General features: G+C 72.8%; 24 protein-coding genes. 17 read left to right on the top strand and 7 right to left on the bottom strand.

What is annotated here, in order from left to right:
- The 3 genes from AB0I22_RS32375 to AB0I22_RS32365 form a co-directional block, all read left to right on the top strand.
- Positions 1-630, top strand: a 630-nt coding sequence (locus AB0I22_RS32375) for an NlpC/P60 family protein (RefSeq protein ID WP_363134552.1), incomplete at its 5' end; no start/stop codon positions are given.
- 226 nt (positions 631-856) lie between these two features.
- Complete coding sequence (locus AB0I22_RS32370) at positions 857-1,891, top strand: C40 family peptidase (protein ID WP_363134551.1); 1,035 nt, start codon at positions 857-859, stop codon at positions 1,889-1,891.
- Positions 1,892-1,913: 22 nt separating this feature from the next.
- A complete protein-coding gene (locus AB0I22_RS32365; RefSeq protein ID WP_363134550.1) occupies positions 1,914-3,155 on the top strand; it encodes a hypothetical protein in 1,242 nt (413 codons plus the stop codon).
- On the opposite strand, the gene AB0I22_RS32360 is transcribed toward AB0I22_RS32365, so the two are convergent.
- The gene (locus AB0I22_RS32360) at positions 3,145-4,374 is read right to left on the bottom strand and encodes a glycosyltransferase family 87 protein (protein ID WP_363134549.1); all 1,230 of its coding nucleotides are present in this window, start codon (positions 4,372-4,374) and stop codon (positions 3,145-3,147) included. The two genes, AB0I22_RS32365 and AB0I22_RS32360, sit on opposite strands and share 11 nt — an antisense overlap.
- A gap of 117 nt (positions 4,375-4,491) precedes the next feature.
- On the opposite strand from AB0I22_RS32360, the gene AB0I22_RS32355 reads away from it, so the two are divergent.
- Positions 4,492-5,634 carry a glycosyltransferase family 4 protein gene (locus AB0I22_RS32355; protein WP_363134548.1) on the top strand — a complete coding sequence of 381 codons (1,143 nt, stop codon included), beginning with the start codon at positions 4,492-4,494 and terminating at the stop codon, positions 5,632-5,634.
- A 318-nt stretch (positions 5,635-5,952) separates the two neighbouring features.
- Here AB0I22_RS32355 and AB0I22_RS32350 read toward each other — a convergent pair whose 3' ends face one another.
- On the bottom strand, positions 5,953-7,749 hold the full coding sequence (locus AB0I22_RS32350) for an AMP-dependent synthetase/ligase (protein WP_363134547.1): 1,797 nt from the start codon (positions 7,747-7,749) through the stop codon (positions 5,953-5,955).
- A gap of 275 nt (positions 7,750-8,024) precedes the next feature.
- Between AB0I22_RS32350 and AB0I22_RS32345 the strand changes: the two genes are divergently transcribed.
- The 6 genes from AB0I22_RS32345 to AB0I22_RS32320 all read left to right on the top strand — a co-directional run bounded on the left by AB0I22_RS32345 (position 8,025) and on the right by AB0I22_RS32320 (position 13,239).
- The gene (locus AB0I22_RS32345) at positions 8,025-8,786 is read left to right on the top strand and encodes a metallophosphoesterase (RefSeq protein WP_363134546.1); all 762 of its coding nucleotides are present in this window, start codon (positions 8,025-8,027) and stop codon (positions 8,784-8,786) included.
- A 179-nt stretch (positions 8,787-8,965) separates the two neighbouring features.
- A complete protein-coding gene (locus AB0I22_RS32340) occupies positions 8,966-9,424 on the top strand; it encodes an SRPBCC family protein (RefSeq protein WP_363134545.1) in 459 nt (152 codons plus the stop codon).
- A 169-nt stretch (positions 9,425-9,593) separates the two neighbouring features.
- Positions 9,594-10,850, top strand: a complete 1,257-nt coding sequence (locus AB0I22_RS32335) for an ArsA-related P-loop ATPase (protein WP_363134544.1) — start codon at positions 9,594-9,596, stop codon at positions 10,848-10,850.
- Positions 10,851-10,951: 101 nt separating this feature from the next.
- Positions 10,952-11,395, top strand: a complete 444-nt coding sequence (locus AB0I22_RS32330) for a DUF5304 domain-containing protein (protein WP_363134543.1) — start codon at positions 10,952-10,954, stop codon at positions 11,393-11,395.
- A 98-nt stretch (positions 11,396-11,493) separates the two neighbouring features.
- A complete protein-coding gene (locus AB0I22_RS32325; protein WP_363134542.1) occupies positions 11,494-12,435 on the top strand; it encodes an ROK family glucokinase in 942 nt (313 codons plus the stop codon).
- 48 nt (positions 12,436-12,483) lie between these two features.
- Positions 12,484-13,239, top strand: coding sequence for an endonuclease/exonuclease/phosphatase family protein (locus AB0I22_RS32320; RefSeq protein WP_363134555.1), 756 nt, complete (start codon positions 12,484-12,486; stop codon positions 13,237-13,239).
- A 69-nt stretch (positions 13,240-13,308) separates the two neighbouring features.
- Here AB0I22_RS32320 and AB0I22_RS32315 read toward each other — a convergent pair whose 3' ends face one another.
- On the bottom strand, positions 13,309-14,031 hold the full coding sequence (locus tag AB0I22_RS32315; RefSeq protein ID WP_363134541.1) for a hypothetical protein: 723 nt from the start codon (positions 14,029-14,031) through the stop codon (positions 13,309-13,311).
- Entirely contained in the window at positions 14,024-14,815 is a 792-nt protein-coding gene (locus AB0I22_RS32310) for an alpha/beta fold hydrolase (protein ID WP_363134540.1), read from the bottom strand. Before AB0I22_RS32310 ends, AB0I22_RS32315 begins: the two co-directional genes overlap by 8 nt.
- 113 nt (positions 14,816-14,928) lie before the next feature.
- Here AB0I22_RS32310 and AB0I22_RS32305 point away from each other — a divergent pair, with 113 nt between their 5' ends.
- The 4 genes from AB0I22_RS32305 to AB0I22_RS32290 all read left to right on the top strand — a co-directional run bounded on the left by AB0I22_RS32305 (position 14,929) and on the right by AB0I22_RS32290 (position 18,923).
- Positions 14,929-15,693: a lysophospholipid acyltransferase family protein gene (locus AB0I22_RS32305; protein WP_363134539.1), complete on the top strand. Its 765-nt coding sequence runs from the start codon at positions 14,929-14,931 to the stop codon at positions 15,691-15,693.
- A gap of 24 nt (positions 15,694-15,717) precedes the next feature.
- Positions 15,718-16,977 carry a DUF5931 domain-containing protein gene (locus AB0I22_RS32300; RefSeq protein WP_363134538.1) on the top strand — a complete coding sequence of 420 codons (1,260 nt, stop codon included), beginning with the start codon at positions 15,718-15,720 and terminating at the stop codon, positions 16,975-16,977.
- Between the two features lie 44 nt (positions 16,978-17,021).
- Positions 17,022-17,666 carry a response regulator transcription factor gene (locus tag AB0I22_RS32295; RefSeq protein ID WP_363134554.1) on the top strand — a complete coding sequence of 215 codons (645 nt, stop codon included), beginning with the start codon at positions 17,022-17,024 and terminating at the stop codon, positions 17,664-17,666.
- Between the two features lie 228 nt (positions 17,667-17,894).
- Positions 17,895-18,923, top strand: coding sequence for a 6-phosphofructokinase (locus AB0I22_RS32290; RefSeq protein WP_363134537.1), 1,029 nt, complete (start codon positions 17,895-17,897; stop codon positions 18,921-18,923).
- A gap of 213 nt (positions 18,924-19,136) precedes the next feature.
- Here AB0I22_RS32290 and AB0I22_RS32285 read toward each other — a convergent pair whose 3' ends face one another.
- On the bottom strand, positions 19,137-21,056 hold the full coding sequence (locus tag AB0I22_RS32285) for an anthranilate synthase family protein (protein WP_363134536.1): 1,920 nt from the start codon (positions 21,054-21,056) through the stop codon (positions 19,137-19,139).
- A gap of 243 nt (positions 21,057-21,299) precedes the next feature.
- A complete protein-coding gene (locus AB0I22_RS32280; RefSeq protein ID WP_363134535.1) occupies positions 21,300-21,839 on the bottom strand; it encodes a hypothetical protein in 540 nt (179 codons plus the stop codon).
- A gap of 243 nt (positions 21,840-22,082) precedes the next feature.
- Between AB0I22_RS32280 and AB0I22_RS32275 the strand changes: the two genes are divergently transcribed.
- Together AB0I22_RS32275 and AB0I22_RS32270 are read left to right on the top strand one after the other, a co-directional pair.
- Positions 22,083-23,432: a class II 3-deoxy-7-phosphoheptulonate synthase gene (locus AB0I22_RS32275; RefSeq protein WP_363134534.1), complete on the top strand. Its 1,350-nt coding sequence runs from the start codon at positions 22,083-22,085 to the stop codon at positions 23,430-23,432.
- Positions 23,433-23,546: 114 nt separating this feature from the next.
- On the top strand, positions 23,547-23,801 hold the full coding sequence (locus AB0I22_RS32270) for a (2Fe-2S)-binding protein (RefSeq protein WP_363134533.1): 255 nt from the start codon (positions 23,547-23,549) through the stop codon (positions 23,799-23,801).
- A gap of 102 nt (positions 23,802-23,903) precedes the next feature.
- Here AB0I22_RS32270 and bfr read toward each other — a convergent pair whose 3' ends face one another.
- Positions 23,904-24,383 carry a bacterioferritin gene (gene bfr, locus AB0I22_RS32265; protein WP_363134532.1) on the bottom strand — a complete coding sequence of 160 codons (480 nt, stop codon included), beginning with the start codon at positions 24,381-24,383 and terminating at the stop codon, positions 23,904-23,906.
- A gap of 152 nt (positions 24,384-24,535) precedes the next feature.
- On the opposite strand from bfr, the gene AB0I22_RS32260 reads away from it, so the two are divergent.
- Positions 24,536-25,159, top strand: coding sequence for a sulfite oxidase-like oxidoreductase (locus tag AB0I22_RS32260; RefSeq protein WP_363134531.1), 624 nt, complete (start codon positions 24,536-24,538; stop codon positions 25,157-25,159).
- Positions 25,160-25,227: the final 68 nt, after the last annotated feature.

Below are 25,227 nucleotides of genomic sequence, written 5' to 3'. Positions count from 1 at the left end.
ACCAAGCAGGCCGACGCGCTCAAGCAGATCCGTGAGAAGCAGCGGACGCTGAAGCAGGAGCGCGAGGAGGCGTCCGGCAAGCTCGCCGACCTCGCGGACACCCGCAAGGTGCTGGAGAGCAAGAAGAAGGAGGTCCAGGGCAAGCTGGCCGACGCCCAGGAGCTCCTCAACACCCTGACCGCCAAGGAGAAGGAGGAGCTGCAGAAGCAGGAGAACGCGGGCTCCTCCCACGCCGACCGTTCCGGCGAGCACGCCGACCTCGGCCACGACGTCCCCGAGTCGGGTCGCGCCGCCGCCGCGCTGAACGCCGCGAAGACCAAGATCGGCACCCCCTATGTGTGGGGCGCCACCGGCCCCAACTCCTTCGACTGCTCCGGGCTGACCTCGTGGGCGTACGCGCAGGCCAACGTCCACCTCGACCGCACGTCCCAGGCCCAGGCCAGCGACGGTCAGCACCTGACGCGGAGTCAGCTCAAGCCGGGCGACCTGGTGCTGTTCAACTCCGGGCTGACCCACATCGGCCTGTACGCGGGCAACGGCCAGGTGCTGCACGCACCCCACACCGGCGCCAACGTGCGCTACGAGTCGATGGACAACATGCCCTTCCAGTTCGGCGTCCGCGTCGGCTGAAACTCTGCGCCATAACGCCCGTTCGGGCGAATCGCGGTATTGACCGCTGACTGAGCGCCCCGCCGGTGACCTGCGTCTCCGGCGGGGCGTCGCGTTTGTCCCACGGCGCGTTCCGTGGACCCCGAGTGATCGCGCGGCTACTGTCTGGCGCGCGGTTCCCCGGCATGTCGTACGCCCGTCCCCGGGCGGCAGGGGCCGCACACAGCGGAAGGGAGTGCGGCTTCCAGTGGCGTCCCATCGCCGTCCCACGCAGTCCGGGCTCACGCAGGCCACCGTCATCTCCGTGGCCGTGGCCACCGCCGCGGCCGCGCTGGCGGCGACCCCGGCCGGCGCCGAGCCGCGGGAGCACCCCGCGACCGCCAAGACCGTGAAGGCCCAGGTGGACCGGCTCTACGAGCAGGCCGAGCGGGCCACCGAGCGGTTCAACGCGGCGGACGAGAGCAGCGGCAGGCTCCGCGACCGAGTGGCGCACATCCAGGACCGCGCGGCACGCGGCCAGGAGCGCGTCAACCGGATGCGCACGGCGCTCGGCGCCATCGCCGGCGCCCAGTACCGCTCCGGCGGCATCGACCCCGGCGTCGCCCTGCTGCTCTCCTCCGACCCGGACGGCTACCTGGAGAAGGCGGCCACCCTCGACCGCCTCACGGGCCGCCAGGCCGGGCAACTTCGGGCGCTCCAAGGGGCCCAGCGCGCTCTGGGGCAGGAACGCGTCGAGGCCTCCCGGGTCCTCGCCGACCTGGAGAACAGCCGCAGAGCGGTCCGGGAGCACAAGCGGGACGTCGAGCGGAAGCTCGCCACCGCGCGCAAGCTGCTCAACTCGCTGACCGAAGCCCAGCGCCGGGCGTACGACCGGGCCTCGCGCTCCGACGCGCGCGCCACCTCGCTGCCCGACATCGTGGGCGGCGCCGCCGCGTCCGGGCGGGCCGCCGCCGCGGTCGCGGCCGTACGGGGCGCGATGGGGGCCCCGTACGTGTGGGGCGCGTCGGGCCCCGGCTCCTTCGACTGCTCGGGGCTGATGCAGTGGGCGTACGGGCGGGCCGGGGTGTCGCTGCCGCGCACCTCGCAGGCGCAGCGTGACGCCGGGCAGCACGTGCCGGTGGGCCAGGCCCGCCCCGGCGACCTCGTCGTCTACCGCGACGACGCCAGCCATGTGGGGATGTACGTCGGCAACGGACAGGTGGTGCACGCCCCCTACCCCGGCGCGTCGGTCCGCTCCGATCCGGTCGGCATGATGCCCATCTCCTCGGTCACCCGGCCGTAGCCGCCGCCCGTACGATCGGGGAGTGGCAGCTCAGGGGTGGCGGGTCGGGCGGCGGACGGTGCTCTGCGCGGCGGTGGCGGCGCTCGCGCTGCCGGGACTCGCCGGATGCGGGTCCGACGGGGAGGCACCCCCCGACACGAGAGGCGTCCAGCAGCTGCTGGACCGGCGGGCCGCGGCGCTGCGGGAGCGGGACGAGACGACCTATCTGGCCACCGTCGACCGGGACGCCACGGCGCTGCGGGACCGGCAGCGGAAGGTGTTCGGCAATCTGTCCCAGGTGCCGCTGGCCTCCTGGGAGTACCGGGTGCGCGGCACGGGCGGCTTCGCTCCGGCGGCGGGCGGCGGCAAGCGCCTCGCCGTACGGGCCGACCTGCGCTACCGGCTCGCCGGCTACGACACCGTGCCCGTCACCGTCGCGCGGAAGCTGACGCTGGCCGAGCGCGGCGGCCGCTGGTACGTGGCCGCGGAGGAGAGCGACGGCAGCCGGCTCTGGGACCAGGGCCCGGTCACCGTCGTACGGGGCGCGCACAGCCTCGTGATGGGCGTCGGCCAGGACCGCGCCAGGCTGCGGGCGCTCGCGGCCGACGCCGACCGGGCCGTACCCGCCGTGGACGCCGCCTGGCGGGGCGCGTGGGCGCACCGGGTGGTCGTCGAACTGCCCGCCTCGCTGGAGCGGATGGCCGGTCTGCTCAGCGCGTCCCCCGCGTCGTACAGCGGCATCGCGGCCGTCACCACCGGCGAGGTCGGCGGCGCGGGCGCGGCCCCCGCCGACCGGGTGATCGTCAACCCCGAGGCGTACGGCACCCTCGGCACGCTCGGCCGCCAGGTGGTGCTCACCCACGAGACCGCGCACGTGGCCACCCGCCCGTACACGTCGTCGGCCACGCCGCTGTGGCTGTCCGAGGGCTTCGCGGACTGGGCCGGCTACCGTGCCACGGGCCGTACGGCCCGTGCGGCGGCCCCCGAACTGGCCGGCGCCGTGTCGCGCGGCGAACTGCCCGCGAAACTGCCGGCCGACGCGGACTTCGGCTTCGCGGGCGAGGCCCAGCGGCTGGCCCGGGCGTACGAGGAGGGCTGGCTCGCCTGCCGCATGATCGCCGACAAGTGGGGCGACGCGAAACTCGTCGAGTTCTACCGCGAGGTGGGCGGCGGCCGGCGGCGGGACGGGGCGGTGGAGGCCGCGCTCGGCGGCGTACTGGGGCTGAGCGCGGAGGAGTTCACCGCGCGCTGGCGCTCGTACATGACGAAGGAGCTCAAGGAATGAGCGCGGGCGCCCGCTCTTCGGGGCGCGGGGCTGTCGCGGACTTGCGCGGCTCCGTGACCGTCTCGCGCCACAGCCGGACGCAGGCGATCAGCGTCGCGGCCACCAGCAGCCCGTTGCGCAGGGCCAGCGGCACGACGCCCTGCCAGTCGCTGTGCGAGACGTGCGAGAACCAGACGGGGAATTCGAGCTGCGTCAGCGGGGCCGCGAGCAGCACCAGGACGGCGGGCAGCCGCTGCCGGGTCGTGCGGGTGGTCAGGCAGACGGCGGCGAGACCGATCAGCCACACCAGGTACTGCGGGCTGATGACCCGGCTCGTGGTGGTGAAGAGCAGCACGGCCGCGAAGGCCGCGTCGAACGGCGTGCGCGCCGCGAACCGCCGCGCCCGCAGCCGCCACAGCAGCAGTCCGCAGAACGCGGACACGGTCAGCGCCAGCGCGATCCGGCTGACCAGCGGCACGTACGGGCCGACGAACTCCACCGAGCCGTAGGTGTACCGCGCGTAGCCGCTCCACCCGAACTGGCGGGCCGCGTGGAAGACGAGGGCGCCCAGGGACTCCACCTCGGTGCCCCGGTCGCGCTGGGAGGTCAGGAAGGAGAGCGCGCCGGGCACCGCCGCCGCGGCGAGCAGGGTGAGGCCCGCCGCGGTCAGAACGGCCGCGCCCCAGGTCGCGCGGGTGCGGGGGCCGCGCGGAACGCCGATGAGCAGCAGCACCGGCCAGACCTTCAGCAGCGCGCCGAAGCCGGCGAGCGCGCCCGCCGTGCGCGGCAGGCGGGCGGCGACGAGCAGGGCGGCCACGGCGACCGCGGTGACCATCAGGTCGTAGCGCGCGTAGACGATCGGGCCGAGCAGCGGCAGCCCGGCGGTCCACAGCCAGGCCCCCGCCCCGCTGCGGCCCGCGCGCCGCCCGGTGTGGAGGAGGGTCGCGAAGACGGCGGCGTCCGTCAGGCAGGACAGCGCGAAGAACGCCGGGGCGTAGTCGAGGAACGGCAGCAGGCCGGGGGAGAGTACGGCCAGCGCGGCGGCCGGCGGGTACTGCCAGGTCACGTCGTCGAGCGGGAAGGCGCCGGTCCGCAGGACCTCGTACCAGCCCTGGTAGATGAACTGGACGTCGAGGGTGACGTCCGAGCCGGGCAGCGTCCACACCTTGAACAGGCCCAGCAGCAGCACGGCCCGGGTGAGGAGCCACGCACCGCAGATGACCGTAATCTTCAACTTCATCCTATTCCTCCGCATTCGGCCAGAAAGGCATGATGCCGTCCGCGGCGGCTCCGAGCGGCGACGTGGGCGGGGCGCGGCGCGACTGCCGCCCGATCGCACCCGGTACTGTCACAGGCGATGGACAAGACCTTGATCGTCACCAACGACTTTCCGCCCCGCCCCGGCGGCATCCAGGCGTTTCTGCACAACATGGCGCTCCGCCTCGACCCCGAGCAGATCGTCGTCTACGCCTCCACCTGGAAGCGCGGCCAGGAGGGCGTCGAGGCCACCGCGCGCTTCGACGCCGAGCAGCCGTTCCGCGTCGTGCGGGACCGTACGACCATGCTGCTGCCGACGCCGCGGGCGACCCGGCGGGCGAGCGAGCTGCTGCGCGAACACGGCTGCACGTCCGTGTGGTTCGGGGCCGCCGCCCCGCTCGGCCTGATGGCCCCCGCGCTTCGCGCGGCCGGCGCCAGGAAACTGGTCGCCACCACCCACGGCCACGAGGCCGGCTGGGCGCAGCTGCCCGCCTCCCGGCAACTGCTGCGGCGCATCGGCGAAGGCACGGACACGATCACCTACCTGGGGGAGTACACCCGCTCGCGGATCGCCCCCGCGCTCTCCGCCGCCGCTGCCGCCCGCATGGTCCAACTGCCGCCCGGCGTCGACGAGAAGACCTTCCACCCCGGCTCCGGCGGCGACGAAGTACGGGCCCCGCTCGGGCTCACCGACCGCCCCGTCGTCGTCTGCGTCTCCCGGCTCGTACCGCGCAAGGGACAGGACACGCTGATCCAGGCCATGCCGCGGATCCTGTCCGCCGTGCCGGACGCGGTGCTGCTCATCGTCGGCGACGGCCCGTACCGCGGCGAGCTGCGCAAACTGGCCGCCGATACCGGGGTCGCGGACTCGGTCCGCTTCACCGGGCCGGTGCCATGGGCCGCCCTTCCCGCGCACCACGGCGCGGGGGACGTCTTCGCGATGCCGTGCCGCACGCGGCGGGGCGGGCTCGACGTCGAGGGGCTCGGGATCGTGTACCTGGAAGCGTCGGCCACCGGGCTGCCGGTGGTGGCCGGGGACTCCGGCGGGGCGCCGGACGCCGTGCTCGACGGGGAGACGGGGTTCGTGGTGCGGGGCGGGTCGCCGACCAGTGCGGCGGACCGCATCATCACCTTGCTGCGTGACGCGGATCTTCGTCGCCGGATGGGGGAGCGGGGGCGGGCCTGGGTGGAGGAGCGGTGGCGCTGGGACCAATTGGCTGGCCGCCTCGCCTCTGTCCTTTGAACCTTGCCCTCAATCGCCGGGCGGGCTCTGTGTCCTCAATCGCCGGACGGGCTGAAAGCTTTGTCCTCAATCGCCGGACGGGCTGGAAGCTTTGTCCTCAAGCGCCGGACGGGCTGGGGGTGCTGGGCTCGCTGAGTGGTGCGGTGCTGGCTACCGCTTTGTCCTCAATCGCCGGACGGGCTGGAATTGGCTGGGCCGTGGGTGTCGGCTGCGGGTGACTGCTTGTCCTCAAGCGCCGGACGGGCTCAATCGAGCCCGTCCGGCGATTGAGGACGGCGCATTCAGCCCGTCCGGCGATTGAGGACAAGGCTTGTACGGCTACGCGGAGTACAGGGATTCGATGTCGGCGGCGAATTCCTTGGCGACTACGCCTCGCTTGAGCTTCAGCGATGGCGTTACGTGGCCGGATTCCTCGGTGAACTGGGTCGGGAGCACCCGGAACTCGCGTACCGATTCCGCCTTGGAGACGGCGGCGTTGCCGTCGTCGACGGCCTTCTGGACCTCTGCCAGGAGTCCGGGGTCGGAGGTCAGGTCGGCCGCTGTCAGTCCTGCCGGACGGCCGTGGTCTGTCAGCCAGCGGGGCAGGAATTCCTCGTCGAGGGTGATCAGGGCGCCCACGAACGGACGTCCGTCGCCGACCACCATGCATTCGGCGACCAGCGCGTGCGCCCGGATGCGGTCCTCCAGTACGGCGGGGGCGACGTTCTTGCCGCCCGCCGTCACGATGATCTCCTTCTTCCGGCCGGTGATCGACAGGTAGCCGTCCTCGTCGACGGTGCCCAGGTCCCCGGTGTGGAACCAGCCGTCGGAGAGCGCGTCGGCGGTGGCCGTCTCGTTGTTCCAGTAGCCGGTGAAGAGGTGCTCGCCGTGCAGCAGCACCTCGCCGTCGTCGGCGATGCGGACCACGGAGCCCGGCAGCGGCTGCCCGACCGTGCCGATCTTCTGCCGGTCCCACGGGTTGAAGGCGGACGCCGCGCACGACTCGGTGAGTCCGTACCCCTCCAGCACCGCGAAGCCGATGCCGCGGTAGAAGTGGCCGAGCCGTTCGCCGAGCGGGGCGCCGCCGGAGATCGCGTGCGTGGCGCGGCCGCCGAGGACGGCCCGCAGCTTGCGGAAGACCAGCCGGTCGAAGATCTTGTGCTTGATCCGCAGCCCGAGGGAGGGGCCCTTCGGGGTGTCGAGGGCGCGGCTGTAGGCGACGGCCGTCTCGGCGGCCCGGTCGAAGATCCTGCCCTTGCCGTCGGCCTGCGCCTTGGCCCGCGCCCCGTTGTAGACCTTCTCGAAGACGCGCGGCACGCCCAGCACCAGCGTGGGCCGGAACGTGGCCAGCTCGTCGGTGAGGTGCTTGATGTCGCTGACGTGTCCCAGCTTGATCGGGGCCATCACCGCGGCCAGCTGCACCAGCCGGCCGAAGACGTGGGCGATCGGCAGGAACAGCAGGACCGCCGACTCGCCCGTGGTGAACAGCGGCTTCAGCCGCTCCACCACATTGCCGACCTCCGCGAAGAAGCTGCGGTGGGTCAGTACGCAGCCCTTGGGGCGGCCGGTGGTGCCCGAGGTGTAGACGATGGTCGCGGGGGAGTCGGCGACCGCGAGGGCGCTGCGCTCGTCGACGGCGGCGTCGGTCAGGCCCTCCCCGGCGTCGCGCAGCCGGCCGATGGCGTCCCGCTCGATCTGCCAGATGTCCTTGAGTTCCGGCAGCCGGTCCCGTACGGACTCCACGGCGGCCTCGTGCGCCGGGGACTCCACCAGGCAGGCGACGGCGCCGGAGTCGCCGAGGATCCACAGGATCTGCTCCGGCGAGCTGGTCTCGTACACGGGGACGGTGACCGCGCCCGCGCTCCATACGGCGAAGTCCAGCAGCGTCCACTCGTACCGGGTGCGGGACATCAGCCCGACCCGGTCGCCCGGCCGCACTCCGGAGGCGATCAGTCCCTTCGCGGCGGAGCGGACCTCGGCGAGGAAGGCGGCGGCGCTCACGTCCTGCCAGCGGCCGTCGACCTTGCGGCCGATGACCGTCACATCCGGGCGCTGCGCGGCGTTGCGGCGGATCAGATCCGTCAGGTTGCCGTCCGCGGGGACCTCGTACAGGGCCGGAAGGCTGAACTCGCGCAAGACTGCTGCTCCTCGTCGGGCGCCGGCGCCGCTACGTCGTCGGGGAGCGTCGCGCCGGCTGCGGTCCATGTCAGGCAGGGGATCGGACTGCCCGGACGTTACCCACCGGTAAGGCCATGGGGTAGGGGTGACGCCCAGATGTTCAATGCGTCACACGACGCGCCGCATGCCATGGGACTGGTCCTGGCAGACTAGTCCCTCCTTCCGGTGACCGGGAAGTAACCGCAGGTCGGGGACCTTCCGGAGGCGACGACATTCGGCCTAGGGTGATCCGTATGCGAGTCCATGTGGTCAGTGATGTGCACGGCAACAGCACAGATCTCGCCAGGGCGGGCGAGGGCGCCGACGCTCTGGTCTGTCTGGGTGACCTCGTCCTGTTCCTCGACTACGCCGACCACTCCCGCGGCATCTTCCCGGACCTCTTCGGCGTGGCCAACGCCGACCGGCTCGTGGAGCTGCGCACCGCCCGCCGCTTCGACGAGGCCCGCGACCTCGGCCGTAGGCTCTGGGGCGGCATCGACCGCGAGAGCGCCATCGAGACCGCCGTGCGCAAGCAGTACGCGGAGCTCTTCGCCGCCCTCCCCACGCCCACCTACGCCACGTACGGCAATGTCGACATCCCCCGGCTCTGGCCGGAATACGCGGGTCCCGGCACCACCGTGCTCGACGGCGAGCGGGTCGAGATCGGCGGCCGGGTCTTCGGCTTTGTCGGCGGCGGCCTGCCCTCGCCGATGCGCACCCCGTACGAGGTCGACGAGGACGTCTACGCCGCGAAGATCGCCGCCCTCGGCGAGGTCGACGTGCTCTGCTCGCACATCCCGCCCGAGGTCCCGGAGCTCTGCTACGACACCGTCGCGCGCCGCTTCGAGCGCGGCAGCTCGGCCCTCCTCGACGCCATCCGCGAACTCCGCCCGGCCTACTCCGTCTTCGGCCACGTCCACCAGCCGCTCGTCCGCAGGATGCGGATCGGAGCGACAGAATGCGTCAATGTCGGTCACTTCGCGTCCACCGGCAGGCCATGGGCCTTGCAATGGTGAATCGGGGCACTCCTAAGGTGGAGGCGCGGGCCCCCGGCCGCCGGCGGAGGCCCGGCCGCGCGAGCGCGGGGCGCCGCCCGTCACGCTGAGTCGAGGTGCGGTCTGCCGTTCGACCGGCGCGCGGTAGCCTTCACCGGCAGGCACACCAGGCGGCGGACCGGTACGGAGGAGCCACGGAGATGGCGGAACACACCAGCTCAAGCATCACGGTCGAGGCGGCCCCGAACGAGGTCATGGCGGTGATCGCCGACTTCGACCGCTACCCGGAGTGGACCGGGGAGGTCAAGGAGGCCGAGGTGCTGGCCAAGGACGACCAGGGCCGCGCCGCACAGGTCCGGCTCGTCCTCGACGCCGGCGCGATCAAGGACGACCACACCCTCGCCTACACCTGGAGCGACGCCGGGGACACGGTCAGCTGGTCGCTGGTCAAGTCCCAGATGCTGCGCCAGCTCGACGGCTCGTACAGCCTGGCCCCGGCCGCCGGCGGCAAGCACACCGAGGTGACGTACCAGCTCACCGTCGACGTCAAGATCCCCATGCTCGGGATGATCAAGCGCAAGGCCGAGAAGGTCGTCATCGACCGCGCGCTGGCCGGCCTCAAGAAGCGCGTCGAGGGCGGCGGGACGCCCGCCGAGTGACGCCGGGAGCGCCCGTCACGTGACGCCCGGCGCGCCCGCGAAGTAGCGCCGCACCCCCACCGGGCGACGCATCGGCCCCGCGAAACGTCCCGTTCCCCCCATCACGGCACCCCCTCCGCAGCGGGCGCCGCCCCCCCCGATCCACGCTCCCCACCGCCGGAGGCTCCTCGTGCGTACGGTCCTCGTCACCGGAACCGGCGGGGCGGGCCGCACCACCGTCGCCGCCGCCACGGCGCTCGCCGCCGCCCGCGAGGGCAGCCGGACGCTGTTGCTCACCGCCGACCGCGGCCCCGTGCCGGGCGCGGTGCTCGCCGCCGACCTGCCCGCCGAATCGCTCGCGCCCGTCGAGCCGATACCCGCCGCCCCCGGCCTGTGGGCCGCCCGTATCGACGCCGACGTCCGCTTCCGCGGCCACGCCCAGGACCTCCAGGAGCGCGGCGCCTCCCTCTTCGACCTGCTCGGCGCGGCGCCCTTCGACGCCGAGGAACTGACCGAACTGCCCGGCGCCGAGGCCCTCGCGACCCTCGCCGCCCTGCGCTCCGCGCACACCGACGGCGGCTGGGACCTGATCGTCGTCGACGCCCCGCCCGCGGCGGAGACGGCCCGGCTGCTCGCACTGCCCGAGCAGCTGCGCCGCTATCTGCGCCGCCTGCTGCCCACCGAGCGGCAGGCGGCCCGCGCGCTGCGGCCCATGCTCGCCCAGCTCGTCGGCGTGCCGATGCCCGCCCAGAAGCTGTACGAGCACGCGGAGCACTGGGAGCGCGAACTCGCCGCCGTACAGGGCGTGATCGAGTCCGCGTCGACGACCGTACGCCTCGTCGTCGAGCCCGGAGCGCACGCCGCCGAGGCGCTGCGCGCCGCCCGCGCCGGACTCGCCCTCCAGGGCTGCCGCATCGACGCCGTCGTCGCCAACCGGCTGCTGCCCACCGGCTCCGCGGACCCCTTCCTCGCCGCCCTCTCCGGCCGCCAGCAGACCGCGCTCAAGGAGATCCACGAGGAGTACGGCCAGGCTGCCGCGACCGTCTGCGAACTCCCCCACCTGGGCCGCGACATCCAGGGCCCGGACGATGCGGCGGAACTGGCCGGCCGCTGCGTGACGACGGCCGGCGGCGCGTCCGCGGCCCCGGGGCTCGCCCCCGGGACCGCCGGACCGGACGACCGCGCCGCCGACCCGTGGACCGTCGAGGACCGGCTCTCCGAGGACGGCGTGCTCGTCTGGCTGCTGCCGCTGCCCGGCGCCCGGCGCGAGGGCCTCGACCTGGTACGGCGCGGCGATGAACTCATCGTCAGCGTCAGCCCCTTCCGCCGTGTCCTGCCCCTGCCCTCCGCGCTGCGCCGCTGCACCGTCTCCGGCGCGGGGCTGCGGGACGGTGTACTGCGGGTGCGGTTCACCCCCGATCCCGCCCTGTGGCCGAAGAGCTTCTGAGGCCGGCCGGGGCCCGCGGCGCGGCGCGGTGGGGCAGACCATCGCTGTGCGCCGTTCGGGTAACGTCGAGGGGAACAGCAGCCTCGCCGCAGGAGTCCGCCATGAGCGATGCCACCGAGCGCCCCGTCGACGACAGGGCGGAGCCCGACGCCTGGGAGAAGGCGTGCGCCGAGGACCTCGCCGCGGAGAAGGCGCGCCGCCGTCAGCAGTACGGACCGCCCCCCGGCTCCGCCGCCGAGGAACTGCGCAAGCTGGTCGACGCCGTGGCGGACAAGGTGTCCGGCATCGAGCTGCCGCTCGCCGGGATGGCCGCCCAGGGGGCCGTACGGCATCTGATCACGCAGGCGAAGAACGCCGTGGAGCCGGTGATCGAGCGCAACCCCGAGGTCTTCGACCACCTGGCCGCGGCCGGTTCGGAGCTGCTCGCCGCCTACCGCTCCGCCGTCGAGAACCAGGAGCGGCGCTGGACCAAGGGCGCGGACGGCGAGAGCGGTTCGAAGGGCGAGGGCGAGGGCGGCGGCACAGAGCGGATCGACCTCGACTGACCGGGAGGCCCGCGTCCGCTTCGCGGTCCGGACCGGAGGCCGTCCCCCCTCCGGTAACGTTGGGCCCGGCGGGGTTCGACCGAAAAACTGAGGGACACATGGGACTCACCATCGGCGTCGACATCGGCGGCACGAAGATCGCGGCCGGCGTCGTCGACGAAGAAGGCTCGATCCTCGCGACGTGCAAGGTGCCGACCCCGCAGACCTCCGAGGGGGTCATCGACGCCATCGCGGAAGCGGTGCGCACGGTCAGCGCCGGGTACGCCGTCGAGGCCGTCGGCATCGGAGCCGCGGGCTACGTGGACGACAAACGGGCCACGGTCCTGTTCGCCCCGAACATCGACTGGCGCCACGAAGCGCTCAAGGACAAGGTCGAGCAGCGGATCTCGCTGCCGGTCGTCGTCGAGAACGACGCCAACGCCGCGGCCTGGGGCGAGTACAAGTTCGGCGCGGGCAAGGGCCACGAGGACGTCATCTGCATCACGCTGGGCACCGGCCTCGGCGGCGGCGTCATCATCGGCAACAAGCTGCGCCGCGGCCGGTTCGGCGTCGCGGGCGAGTTCGGCCACATCCGCGTCGTGCCCGACGGGCTGCTCTGCGGCTGCGGCAGCCAGGGCTGCTGGGAGCAGTACGCCTCCGGCCGCGCCCTCGTCCGCTACGCGCACCAGCGCGCCAACGCGACCCCGGAGAACGCCGAGATCCTGCTCTCCCTCGGCGACGGCACCATCGACGGCATCCAGGGCAAGCACATCAGCGCCGCCGCCCGCCGCGGCGACCCGGTGGCCGTCGACTCCTTCCGCGAGCTCGCCCGCTGGGCCGGCGCCGGCCTCGCCGACCTGGCCTCGCTCTTCGACCCGTCGGCGTTCATCGTCGGCGGCGGCGTCTCGGACGAGGGCGACCTGGTCCTCGACCCGATCCGCAAGTCCTTCCGGCGCTGGCTGGTCGGCGGCCAGTGGCGGCCGCACGCCCAGGTGCTCGCCGCGCGGCTCGGCGGCGAGGCGGGGCTGGTAGGAGCGGCCGACCTGGCACGGCAGGGCTGACAGCACGGCTTCCATCCCGATAACGCCAACTACAGACAGGGCGATGTGATGCTCGCGGACCTGCCCGCTTCCCGTACCGAACCCGACGGCTCGGCGCTGGTCCGCGTGCTCAGCTACAACATCCGCTCCATGCGCGACGACACCGACGCACTGGCCCGCGTCATCCGGGCCTGCGCCCCCGACATCGTCTGCGTCCAGGAGGCGCCCCGCTTCTTCCGCTGGCGCAAGGCCGCCGCCCGGCTCGCCCGCGCCGCCGACCTGGTCTATGTCGGGGGCGGCGCCACCGCCTCCGGCCCGATGATCCTCTCCACCCTCCGGCCGCACGTGGAGCACGCCCGCGACGTCCTGCTGCCCCGCACGCCGGGACTGCACCAGCGCGGCTTCGCCACCGCCGTGCTCCGCTTCGGCCGGGCCCGGCTCGGCGTCCTCAGCTGCCATCTGAGCATGAGCGACGAGGAGCGGTACGAGCAGGGGAAGCTGCTCCTCGGCGAGCTGGCCGCCCTCGGCGTCCCGCACGCCGTGGCGGCCGGCGACCTCAACGACCGCCCCGACGGCCGCACCTTCGGCCTGCTGGCGGACGCGCTGCACGACGGCTGGGCCGCCAAGCCCTGGGGCCGCGAGCACACCACCCGGCTGGGCGACCCGCTCCAGCGCATCGACGCCGTCTTCGCGACCGACGGCGTCGAGATCCTCGGCTGCGGCGTCCCCATGGGGCTGCCGGGCGTGGCCGAGAGCGACCTGCGGGCCGCCACGGACCACCTCCCCGTGCTGGCCGCGCTGCGGGTGCCGCCCGCGGACTCCTGACCGTACGGCCTGAGCCGAGATCGCCCGCCCGGATCTTCCGGGCGGGCGATCTCCCGCGTCCTCCGGGGCTCAGACGACCGCGCCGCGGCCCGGGTCGTCGTCCTCCTCGTCGTCGCCGTCCTTCATCCGTATGACCAGGGTGGCGAAGCCGCCGAGGAAGCCGCCCACGCCGAGGGTGGTGATCCACCAGGTGAGCTCCTGGCGGAGCAGGACCATGACGAGCAGCAGCAGGGGGCCGCCGAGGACGGCGAGCCAGGCGAAGCGGGCCGTGACGTCGATGGAGGGGAGCGGCGGCGGCTCGGGCGGCACGAAGTGGCCCTCGTCGGGGCCCTCCTCGGCCGGGGTGTGGTCGCGGGGGCCGACGCCGGGCGCGTACACGACGAAGCTGCCCGCGGGCCGGCCGGGCTCGCCCGCCCCGCCGGTGCGATCCGGCTGGTCCGGCTTGTTCAGCTGGTTCGGCTGGTCCTGCTCGGGCAGCGCCGGGTCCGGCGCCTCCTTGACCGGGCCCTTCCGCTCGTCGTACGGCTCGTCGTCGCCGGTGGCCGGCCAGCGGCCGGTCTCCGGGTCGGGCTGCTCCCCGTACGCGGCGACGAGCTGCGCCCAGACCGCCTCCTCGTCGAGCGGCTCCGGCGCGGACTTCGGTGCGTCGGCGTCGGGCGGGCCGGGCGGCTCGCCGGGCGTCCCGGCGGGTGGCTCGTCCGCGCCCTTCGCGGGCCGGCCGTCGCCGCTCCCGCCGCCCGTACCGCTCAGCGGATCGCGCCCGTCCTCGCGATCCGCGTTTCGCTCAGCCACTGGCGGCCGCCCCCTCCTTGCCGACGCCCTCGGCGACGCTCGGAGCGAGCCGGCCGATGAACGCGTACGTCTCCTCGAAGATGAACTCCGCGTCGTAGTCGAGCGTCGCCACGTGGTAGCTGCGCTCCAGCAGCCGCTCCGTGACGTCCCGCGACGCCACCCGGCCCAGGATGCGCGCCGAGTCGACCGGCGGCACCACATGGTCCTCGGGGCTGTGCAGCAGCAGCAACGGCCGGTCGACTCGCGGCAGTTGGGCGTCGACCACCTGGAAGAGGCGGCGCAGCGAGTGCGCGGCGTGCAGCGGCACCCGGCCGTAGCCGATCTCCGGGGTGCCCGGCTTGGCGATGTCGCTGGCGATGCCCTTGGCCGTACGGACCAGATGCCGCGTCACGGGCAGCGTCCGGGCCGCCGGCCCGTGCATCTTGTTGCCGGGGTTGACCAGGATGAGGCCGCTGACGTCCGAGCCGTGCTCGGCGGCCAGGCGCAGCGCCAGCGTGCCGCCCATCGACAGCCCGCACACGAAGACCTTCGCGCAGCGCCCGCGCAGCGCCCGCAGCTCCCGGTCCACCTCCGCGTACCAGTCCTGCCAGCCGGTGACCTGCATGTCCTGCCAGCGCGTGCCATGGCCGGGCAGCAGCGGCAAGGACACCGTCAGGCCCCGTCGCGCGAGGTACTCGGCCCAGGGCCGTACGGACTGAGGGGAGCCGGTGAAGCCGTGACACACGAGGACGCCTACCTCTCCGCCTTCGTGGCGGAACGGCTCGGCTCCGGGGAGGAGCGGCACCGATGTCTCCGATCGGTAAATGGGGGCGGGAGGGTCTGCACCTCAGCGTACGCGGAGCGCCGCACGGCGGGTAGGCAGGTAAGGTCTCCTCGTCGCATACAGGAGGTCCTCGGTTGTTCTACGGCGCTATGAAGCTGTCCATCGGCGGGTCGTTGAAGGTCGCCTTCCGGCCGTGGGTGGAGGGGCTGGAGAACATCCCCGACGAGGGCCCCGCGATTCTGGCCAGCAATCACCTGTCGTTCTCGGACTCCTTCTTCCTCCCGGCCGTACTCCACCGGAAAGTCACCTTCATCGCGAAGGCGGAGTACTTCACCTCTCCGGGTGTCAAGGGAAAGCTGACCGCCGCCTTTTTCAAGGGCGTGGGACAGCTCCCGGTCGACCGCTCGGGCGGGCGCGGGGCGGGGGACGCGGCGATCAAGAGCGGCCTGGAGGTGCTGGAGCGCGGCGAGCTGTTCGGCATCTACCCGGAGGGCACCCGGTCGCCGGACGGGCGGCTCTACCGCGGCAAACCGGGCGGCCTGGCGCGGGTGGCGCTGGCCAGCGGGGCGCCCGTCATCCCCGTCGCGATGATCGACACCGAGAAGATCCAGCCGCCGGGCAAGGTGATGCCCAAACTGATGCGGCCGGGCATCCGGATCGGCGAACCGCTGGACTTCAGCCGCTATCACGGCATGGAAAGCGACCGCTTCATTCTGCGCTCGGTGACCGACGAGGTCATGTACGAGATCATGAAGCTCGGCGGCCAGGAATACGTGGACATCTACGCGACGGCCGCCAAACGGCAGATCGCCGAAGAGGCGAAGAAGGCCGCGGAGGAAGAGAAGGCCGCGAAGGCCAAGGGGGCCGAGGCCGCGAAGGCGCGCAAGCCCGGGGCGTAGCCGCTCCCGGCGAGGGGTGGGGCAATGGCACAGGACAGGCGGGGGCCGCGGACGAAACCGCCGCGCGTCATACGGATGTCGGTCGAGCTGCCGCTGTGGCGGGCGCTGACCGGCTACCGCATTCTGACGCTCGGCTACGCGCTCGCGCTCTTCATCGTCAACTACCGCGACTTCGCGCATCCCTGGGGCGCCGGCTGCTACATGGCGGGCCTCACCGGCTGGATGGCCCTCACCTGGAGCTGGACGACGTCCCCGGAACGCTGCACCAAGCGGTTCCTGATCGCCGACCTCACCATCGCGCTGGGCGGCATCCTGCTCACCGCCGTCGTCGACTCCTGGGCCCGGATAGACGACGGAGCGCCCACGCTGCCCTCCATCTGGGTGGCCGGCGCCGTCCTCGGCTTCGCGATCAAGGGCGGCTGGCGCTGGGCCGCGGTCGCCTCCACCCTGGTGGCCGTCGCCAACCTCGTGGAGCGCGGCGGCATAGCCCGCGACACCGTCCACAACGTGCTGCTGGTCTGGGTCGCCTCCATCGCCATCGGTTACATCGTCGAGGTGGCCCGCGCCAGTGAGCGGACCCTGGCCCGCGCCCTCCAGATCGAGGCGGCGACCCGCGAGCGCGAGCGGCTGGCCCGCGACATCCACGACAGCGTCCTCCAGGTGCTGGCCATGGTGCAACGGCGCGGCGCGGAGATCGGCGGCGAGGCGGCCGACCTCGGCCGGATGGCGGGCGAGCAGGAGATCGCGCTGCGCTCCCTGGTCTCCAGCGGGCTGGTGCCCGCCCACCGCACACCCGAGCAGGACGCCAAGGACACCGAACTCGTACAGGCCGTACGGGCGTCGGAGCAGCCGCCGGACGCGTCGGAGGCCGGCGGCGGCGGGCCCTGCGACGTACGGGTGCTGCTCGCCGTGCACGCCGGGGCGCGGGTCTCCTTCGCCGAACCGGGCACGCCGGTGATGCTCGGGGCGGGTGCGGCGGTGGAGCTGGCGGCCGCTGTCAGTGCCGCGTTGGACAATGTCCGCCAGCACGCGGGCGAGGAGGCGCGGGCCTGGATTCTGCTGGAGGACGAGCCGCGAGAGGTGCTCGTGACCGTACGGGACGACGGCCCGGGCATCGCCGAGGGGCGGCTGGCCGACGCCGAACGGGAGGGGCGGATGGGCGTCGCGCTGTCGATCCGCGGGCGGCTGCGGGACCTGGGCGGCAGCGCCGAGCTGGTGTCGGTGCCGGGGCAGGGCACGGAAGTCGAGTTGAGAGTTCCGCGGGGGAATGGAGGACGGCAGTGAGTGAGAGCGAGACGGTGAGCACGGACGAGCGGCCGCTGAAGGTCATGGTCGTCGACGACCACCCGATGTGGCGGGACGCGGTCGCCCGCGACCTGGCCGCGGCCGGGTTCGACATGGTCGCCACGGCCGGCGACGGACCGCAGGCGGTGCGCCGCGCGCAGGCCGCCGCGCCCGACGTGCTGGTCCTGGACCTCAATCTGCCGGGGATGCCCGGGGTGCGGGTCTGCCGGGAGCTGGTCGGGGAGAACCCCGCGCTGCGGGTGCTGGTGCTCTCCGCGAGCGGCGAGCACGCCGATGTGCTGGAGGCGGTGAAGTCCGGTGCGACCGGCTATCTGATGAAGTCGGCCAGTACGGACGAGCTGGTGGACGCCGTGCGCCGGACGGCGGTCGGCGACCCGGTGTTCACGCCGGGCCTCGCCGGGCTGGTCCTCGGCGAGTACCGGCGGCTGGCCACCGACCCGCCGCCGGCCGCGCCCGACGACCCGAAGGCGCCGCAGCTGACCGACCGGGAGACCGAGGTGCTGCGGCTGGTCGCCAAGGGGCTCTCGTACAAGCAGATCGCCGAGCGGCTCGTCATCTCGCACCGCACGGTGCAGAACCATGTGCAGAACACGCTGGGCAAGTTGCAGTTGCACAACCGGGTGGAGCTGGTGAGGTACGCGATAGAGCGCGGCCTCGACGAGGCGTAGACGCCGCGCCGGGCCCGGGAGCCTTCGCGTTCCGCCGGGCGCGCGGCTCCCCGCGCCCCTGGTGTGCCTCCGCGCCCCCGCGCCGCTCCGGCATCCGCTCGTACGAGTGAACGCTTCGCGTCAACTCGCCTCTGTGAGCGGGGAATTCGCCGATCGCACCATCCCCTGTGGCCTGGATCACCATTAGCGTGGCCGGGGTCGGGTCCCTGTGCGAGAAGGAGAGATTCCATGCGGGTCGGAGTGCTGACCGGTGGCGGAGACTGCCCCGGGCTCAACGCGGTCATCCGCGCGGTCGTCCGCAAGGGCGTCCAGGAGTACGGCTACGAGTTCGCCGGCTTCAAGGACGGCTGGCGCGGACCGCTCGAAGGCGCCACGGTCCCCCTCGACATCCCGGCCGTCCGCGGCATCCTGCCGCGCGGCGGCACGGTCCTGGGATCGTCGCGGACCAACCCCCTCAAGGTGGAGAACGGCATCCGCCGGATCAAGGAGAACCTCGTCAAGCACGAGGTCGACGCCCTCATCGCGATCGGCGGGGAGGACACCCTCGGCGTCGCCGCCCGGCTCTCGGACGAGTACGGCGTCGCGTGCGTCGGCGTGCCCAAGACCATCGACAACGACCTCTCCGCGACGGACTACACCTTCGGCTTCGACACCGCCGTCAACATCGCCACCGAGGCCATCGACCGGCTGCACACCACCGCCGAGTCGCACATGCGCGTCCTGGTGGTGGAGGTGATGGGCCGCCACGCGGGCTGGATCGCCCTGCACTCCGGGCTCGCGGGCGGCGCCAACGTCATCCTCATCCCGGAGCAGCGCTTCGACGTCGACCAGGTCTGCTCCTGGGTCACCTCCCGGTTCAAGGCCAGCTACGCCCCGATCGTCGTCGTCGCCGAGGGCGCCATGCCCAAGGACGGCGACATGGTCCTCAAGGATCAGACGCAGGACTCCTTCGGCCATGTCCGGCTGTCGGGGGTGGGGGAGTGGCTGGCGAAGGAGGTCGAGCGGCGGACCGGCAAGGAGGCCCGTACGACCGTGCTCGGCCACGTCCAGCGCGGCGGCACCCCCAGCGCCTTCGACCGCTGGCTCGCCACCCGGTTCGGGCTGCACGCCATCGAGGCGGTGCGGGACGGGGCGTACGGCTCGATGGTCGCCCTGCGCGGCACGGACATCGTGCGCGTACCGCTCGCCGAGGCGACCGCGAAGATCAAGACGGTCGCCCCCGAGCTGTACGCGGAGGTCGGCGTCTTCTTCGGCTGAGGGCCGGGGGCCGCGCCGGCCGGGCCGGCGACCGGGAGCCGGATGGGCTCTCGGCCGTGGGCTCCGGCCGGGCCCGATGCCGGTGGCCTGCCGAAGCCGGGCCCCCGCCGCGGCCTGAGATCGGAATCGCGCCCGGACCCGCACGGGGCCGTCGGGCGGTGCCTTCGCACCTGCCCGGCGGCCCCCTTCGCGTGCCGCCCCGCCCGCCCGGGCTCAGGCGACGGTCACCGCCGCGAGCACGTCCGCCACGATGGCGGCGCCGTTCAGCGTCAGCACCGACTCCGGGTGGAACTGCACCCCGGCGAAGCCCGCCCCGCGCAGCGCGTGCACATCCCCGCTCTCGGTGTCGCGGCTCAGCTCGACGCGGTGCATCGCCAGTTCCACCTCGGCGCGGTCGGTGCAGCGGGCCGTGAACGTGTTGTAGAAGCCGACCGTCTCCGTACGGCCGAAGAAGTCGATCCGCTCCTGGGCGCCCTGGTACGGCACCGTCTTGCGCGCGATCTCCAGGCCCAGTTCCGCCGCGATCAGCTCATGGCCCAGGCACACGCCCAGCACCCCGTGCCGGTGCCCGCGCAGCAGCTCGGCGGCGAGGGAGCGCAGGAAGCGCATCTTCGCGTCGGCGGTGTCCGACGGGTCGCCCGGACCGGGCCCCAGCACCACCGGCCCCTCGTGCGTCAGCGCAGCGGCCCGTACCCCCGGCTCGTCGTAGCGCCGCACCGTCACCTGGAGCCCCGAGGACCGCAGCAGGTGCGCGAGCATCGCGGTGAAGGTGTCCTCGGCATCGATGACCAGCGCGTGGCCGTGCAGCCCGCCCTCCAGCTCGGGCGTCTGCATCCGCAGCCAGAACGGCGCGAGGTCGCCGCGCCGGGCGTCCAGGGCGGCCCGTACCCGGGGATCGTCCGCCAGCCGCACCGCCGGCGCCGCGGTGTCTCGTACGGGCGCGGGCCGCACTCCGAGCGCGGCCAGCACCCCCGCGGCCTTGGCGTGTGTCTCGGCGACCTCGGCGCGCGGGTCGGAGCGGCGTACGAGCGTGGCGCCCACCGACACCTTGAGCGCGCCGTCGGCGTCGATGTCCGCGGTCCGGATCAGGATCGGCGAGTCCAGCGTCTGCGCGCCGCCCGCGTCCCGGCCGATGAGGGCCAGCGCCCCGGCGTAGTAGCCGCGTCCGTGGCGCTCGTGCCGCTCGATGACCCGGCAGGCGTTCTGCACGGGGGAGCCGGTGACGGTCGCCGCGAACATCGTCTCCCGCAGCACGTCCCGCACGTCCCGCGAGGTCCGCCCCCGCAGTTCGTACTCGGTGTGCGCGAGGTGGGCCATCTCCTTGAGCCGCGGCCCGACCACGACGCCGCCCCGGTCGCCGACGGTGCACATCATCTTCAGCTCCTCGTCCACGACCATCGACAGCTCCTCCACCTCCTTGCGGTCGTGCAGGAAGGCGAGCAGCCCGTCGCCGCTGGGGCCCTCGGACGGGTAGCGGTAGGTGCCGCTGATCGGGTTCATCACGACGGTCCCGCCGGACATCCGCACGTGCACCTCGGGGCTGGCGCCCACCAGCGTCCGCTCCGCGGTGTGCACGACGTACGTCCAGTACGCGCCGCGCTCGCCGGACAGCAGCCGCCGGAAGAGGGCGAGGGCATCGGCGGCCGAGAAGCCGTCGACGCGCCCGTCGAAGGTCCGCCGGATGACGAAGTTGGCGCCCTCGCCCGTACCGATCTCGTCCTCGACGACCCGCTCGACGATCCGCGCGTACTCGTCGTCGCTCACGTCGAACCGCCCGTCCTCGACCCGTACCTCGTGCGCGGGCAGGGCGGCCAGGGTGTCGGCGAGGGGCAGTTCGTGGGACTCGCGGGGGAGCAGCACCGACAGCGGCGTCCCGTCGTCGCGCACGTCGAAACCGCGCTCGCGGATCTGCCGGAACGGCACCAGCGCCAGCGCGTCGTGCACCGGACCGTCCCTGTCCGGCGCCCCGGCGGGCAAGGGGATGTCGGCCAGCCGCTCGGCCTCGACGACCGGTCCGAGGAGGAGTTCTACGGTGTCGTCGGCGCGGCCGGGGGTGCGGCGGTGCAGCAGGGCGAACGGCGGGCAGTCGTCGCCGAGCAGCCGTGCCACGAGGGCGGCGGTGTCGCGATGCATGGCGGAGTTCCTTCTGTCTGAGGAGGAACGGCCGTGGAACGCACGGAAGGCCGCCCCTCGGGCGGCCTTCGCGAAGTGGTGGTGTACGCGCGATCAGTGGGCCGCCGAGTGAGCGGTCCACCACCAAGCCTGGTTCGAATGCGTCTGCATCGAGTGCGCGAACATGCCAGGCACCTTACCGGACGGACCGGTCCGGCGGCCGGTGTCCGGCCCGAAGTACCGGACACCGGACTCCGGGGCCGGTCAGTTCCAGGGGTTGGCCGGCTGGTCGTTGATCGCGGTCCAGAACCGGGTGTTCTTCGGCAGATCGCCGTAGGCCCAGAAGGACCAGCCGCCCGAGTACTGGAGGTCGGGACCGTAGCGGCCGTCGTGGAACTCGGCCATCCGCCAGCCCGCGCCGAAGGCCGCCGCGCACACGCTGTCGGCGGCGGCGCGGCTGTTGAGCCTGGAGCCCTTCACGGGCCGGCTCGCCGCGACGGTGCCCTGCGCCCAGCCTCCGTAGAAGTCCGGGGTCAGCCCGTCCGGCAGCGGGCTGCCGTCGACTCTGAGGCAGAGCACCGGCAGTTGGGCGGTGGCCGGGGTGTCGCCCTTGTACGGGTCGCTCGGCGTGCCGCCCGGGCCGCCGACCCGGACGCTGCCGTCGGGCCCGTCGGCCATCCGCGCCCAGGTCATCCCCGGGTGGGTGGCGGGCGGCGCGGCCTCGGCCGGTGCGGCGGCGAGCGACAGCAGCGCGGCGGCCGCCGCGGCGGCGGTGACGGCGGCGGACTTGCGGAGGATCTTCACGGGCACTCCCTCGGGAGACGGTGGCCCCGGCCGTGGCCCGACCGGGGCGGGGAGAGAGTGGCAGATGCGGTCACGTCCTGACCACAACCTCTTCACGGAACGGTCATAACCGGCCACGCGTTGAGCTTCCGCGGATATCGGCCCCGGAAGCGGAGGGTTCGCGGGCCGCGTACGGGCGTGTCGGCCGTCTCATCTTCCGGGCGCGGGGGTAACGCACCGCTCCGAGCACGTAACCTGTGGCGGGTGACCGTGAACGCTGAATCCCACGCCGGTGGCAACACCTGGCGCTCCCTTCCCGCGGCGCAGCAGCCTGACTGGCCGGACCAAGAGGCTCTGCGCGATGTGATCGCGGAGCTTGAGTCCTATCCGCCGCTCGTCTTCGCGGGCGAGTGCGACCAGCTGCGCCAGCGCCTGGGAGCCGTCGCCCGTGGTGAGGCGTTCCTGCTCCAGGGCGGCGACTGCGCCGAGGCGTTCGACGCCGTCGGCGCCGACCAGATCCGCAACAAGCTCAAGACGCTGCTCCAGATGGGCGCCGTGCTGACCTACGCCGGGTCGGTGCCGGTGGTCAAGGTCGGCCGGATCGCCGGCCAGTACAGCAAGCCCCGCTCCAAGCCGACCGAGACCCGCGACGGGGTGACCCTGCCGACGTACCGCGGCGACTCCGTCAACGGCTTCGAGTTCACCGAGGCGGCCCGCATCCCGGACCCGCAGCGGCTCAAGCGGATGTACCACGCCTCCGCCGCGACGCTGAACCTCGTACGGGCCTTCACCACCGGCGGCTACGCGGACCTGCGCCAGGTGCACGCCTGGAACCAGGACTTCGTGAAGTCCTCGCCCTCCGGGCAGCGCTACGAGGCGCTCGCCCGCGAGATCGACCGGGCGATGAACTTCATGAACGCCTGCGGGGCGGACCCGGAGGAGTTCCGGACCGTCGAGTTCTACGCCTCGCACGAGGCGCTCGTCCTCGACTACGAGTCCGCGCTGACCCGCGTCGACTCGCGGACCGGCGACCTCTACGACGTCTCGGGCCACATGGTGTGGATCGGTGAGCGCACCCGCCAGCTGGACGGCGCGCACCTGGAGTTCGCCTCCAAGATCCGCAACCCGATCGGCGTCAAGCTCGGTCCGACGACCACCCCGGAAGAGGCGCTGACGCTCATCGAGCGGCTCGACCCGGAGCGCGAGCCGGGCCGGCTCACCTTCATCACCCGGATGGGGGCGGACAAGGTCCGCGACCGGCTGCCGACCCTGGTCGAGAAGGTCACGGCGTCCGGCGCGCAGGTCGCGTGGATCTGCGACCCGATGCACGGCAACACCTTCGAGGCGGCCTCGGGCCACAAGACCCGCCGCTTCGACGACGTGCTGGACGAGGTCAAGGGCTTCTTCGAGGTGCACAAGGGCCTCGGCACCCACCCGGGCGGCATCCACGTCGAGCTGACCGGCGACGACGTCACGGAGTGCGTGGGCGGCGGCGACGAGATCTTCGTCGACGACCTGCACCAGCGCTACGAGACGGCGTGCGACCCGCGGCTCAACCGCAGCCAGTCGCTGGACCTGGCGTTCCTGGTCGCGGAGATGTACCGGGACCAGTAGGCATCCGGAATACGGACAGTGGGGCGCGGATCCTGTGATCCGCGCCCCACGGCGTTGTTAGCGGCCCCCGGGACCGGGTAAGGTAAGGGTAACCTCACTAAATGATCTCGGGTGGTGAACCGCGTGTACGTCTGCTCCTGCTTCGGCATCACCGAACAGCAGGTTCGCGACCACGCGGACACCGGGGCGTGCACTCCTCGCCAGATAGCGTCGGCCTGCAAGGCGGGCACGGACTGCGGGGGCTGCGTCAAGCGCATCCAGGCCCTGCTCGGCCGCGGCGCCTGCCCCCGCCGGGAATTGCTCGACCAGGGCGAGCCCGCCGTGGCGCTCGACGCCGAGGCGCGGCCGTATACGGCGGAAGCGGCCTGAGCCCACTGAGCCCGGTCCGGCTTCCGTCCTCCTTGAGCTGAGCCCGGTCTTCCCCGCGTCCTCCCCGGATCGTTCCGGAACCTCCGTGGGCCGCTGCCGCGGTCAGCTGTCCGGTTGCTCGATGACCTGCGCGATATAGAGGGCCTCGCCGAGCTTCTCGACCAGCTCCAGCTGCGTGTCGAGGTAGTCGATGTGGTGTTCCTCGTCGGCCAGGATCGACTCGAAGATGTTGGCCGAGGTGATGTCGCCCTTGGCCCGCATGATCTCCACCCCGCGCCGGAGCCGGTCGATGGCCTCGACCTCCACCTGCCGGTCCGCCTGGAACATCTCGGTGACGGTCTGGCCGACCCGTACGTGGAAGAGCCGCTGGTAGTTCGGCAGCCCCTCCAGGAACAGGATGCGGTCGGTGAGGAGCTCCGCGTGCTTCATCTCGTCGAACGACTCGGAGCGGGTGTACTTCGCGAGCTTGGTCCAGCCGAAGTTCTCCTGCATCTTCGCGTGCAGGAAGTACTGGTTGATGGCGGTCAGCTCGGCGGTCAGCTGCTCGTTGAGGAATTCGAGGACCTCGGGGTCGCCCTGCATCGCCAAGGCTCCTTCCAAGCGGGTACGGGCAAGTTGCGCGCATCCTTCCACCGCCCCCGCTGACCGTCCAGTAAGTGCACGCTTAGTACGAGTTGCCCGAATCCCGGATGCGCTGGTCATGGCCATACCCGAAGGTCTGACACCATGGACCCATGGGTCAGTCGCAAAGTCGTGAGGGAGACCACCTCCAGCTGCCCCCGGGGCAGCGGCTACAGCGCGGCTGGCCGGTGACGCACTACGGGCCGGTCCCCAAGTTCCGGCCGGACCGCTGGGAGTTCCGGGTCTTCGGCGCCACGGCGGACGGCGACAAGCACTGCTGGACGCACGAGGAGTTCGCCTCGCTGCCGTACTCCACCGTCACCGCGGACCTGCACTGCGTCACGAAGTTCAGCATGCTCGGCTCCGAGTGGGGCGGCGTCCCCGCCGCCGCGCTCCTCGCGCTCGCGCCGCCCGCGAGCGATGTCACCCATGTGATGGTCTGGGCCGAGTACGGCTTCAGCTCGAACCTGCGGCTGTCCGACCTCACCAGCGCGAAGACCATCTTCGCCACCCACAAGGACGGCGACCCGCTCACCGCCGAGCACGGCTTTCCGGCCCGCCTCGTGGTCCCGCACCTCTACGCGTGGAAGGGCCCCAAGTGGGTCCGCGGCATCGAGTACATGACCGCCGACCGCCGCGGCTTCTGGGAGGAGCGCGGCTACCACAACATCGGCGACCCCTGGCGCGAGCAGCGCTACTCCTACCAGGAGGAACCGGGCGACGGCCCGGAGCTCTGAGGCCGATCGGGGAGGGCCGGTCGTGTAGGGCCCAGGTGTGAAGGGCCGATCGCGGCGGCCCGGTCACG

This window comes from Streptomyces sp. NPDC050610 (assembly GCF_040654875.1).
In the GTDB taxonomy this organism is placed as follows: Bacteria; Actinomycetota; Actinomycetes; order Streptomycetales; family Streptomycetaceae; genus Streptomyces.
Note: the sequence above shows the minus strand (reverse complement) of the source record. Positions and strands in the feature narration are given on the sequence as shown.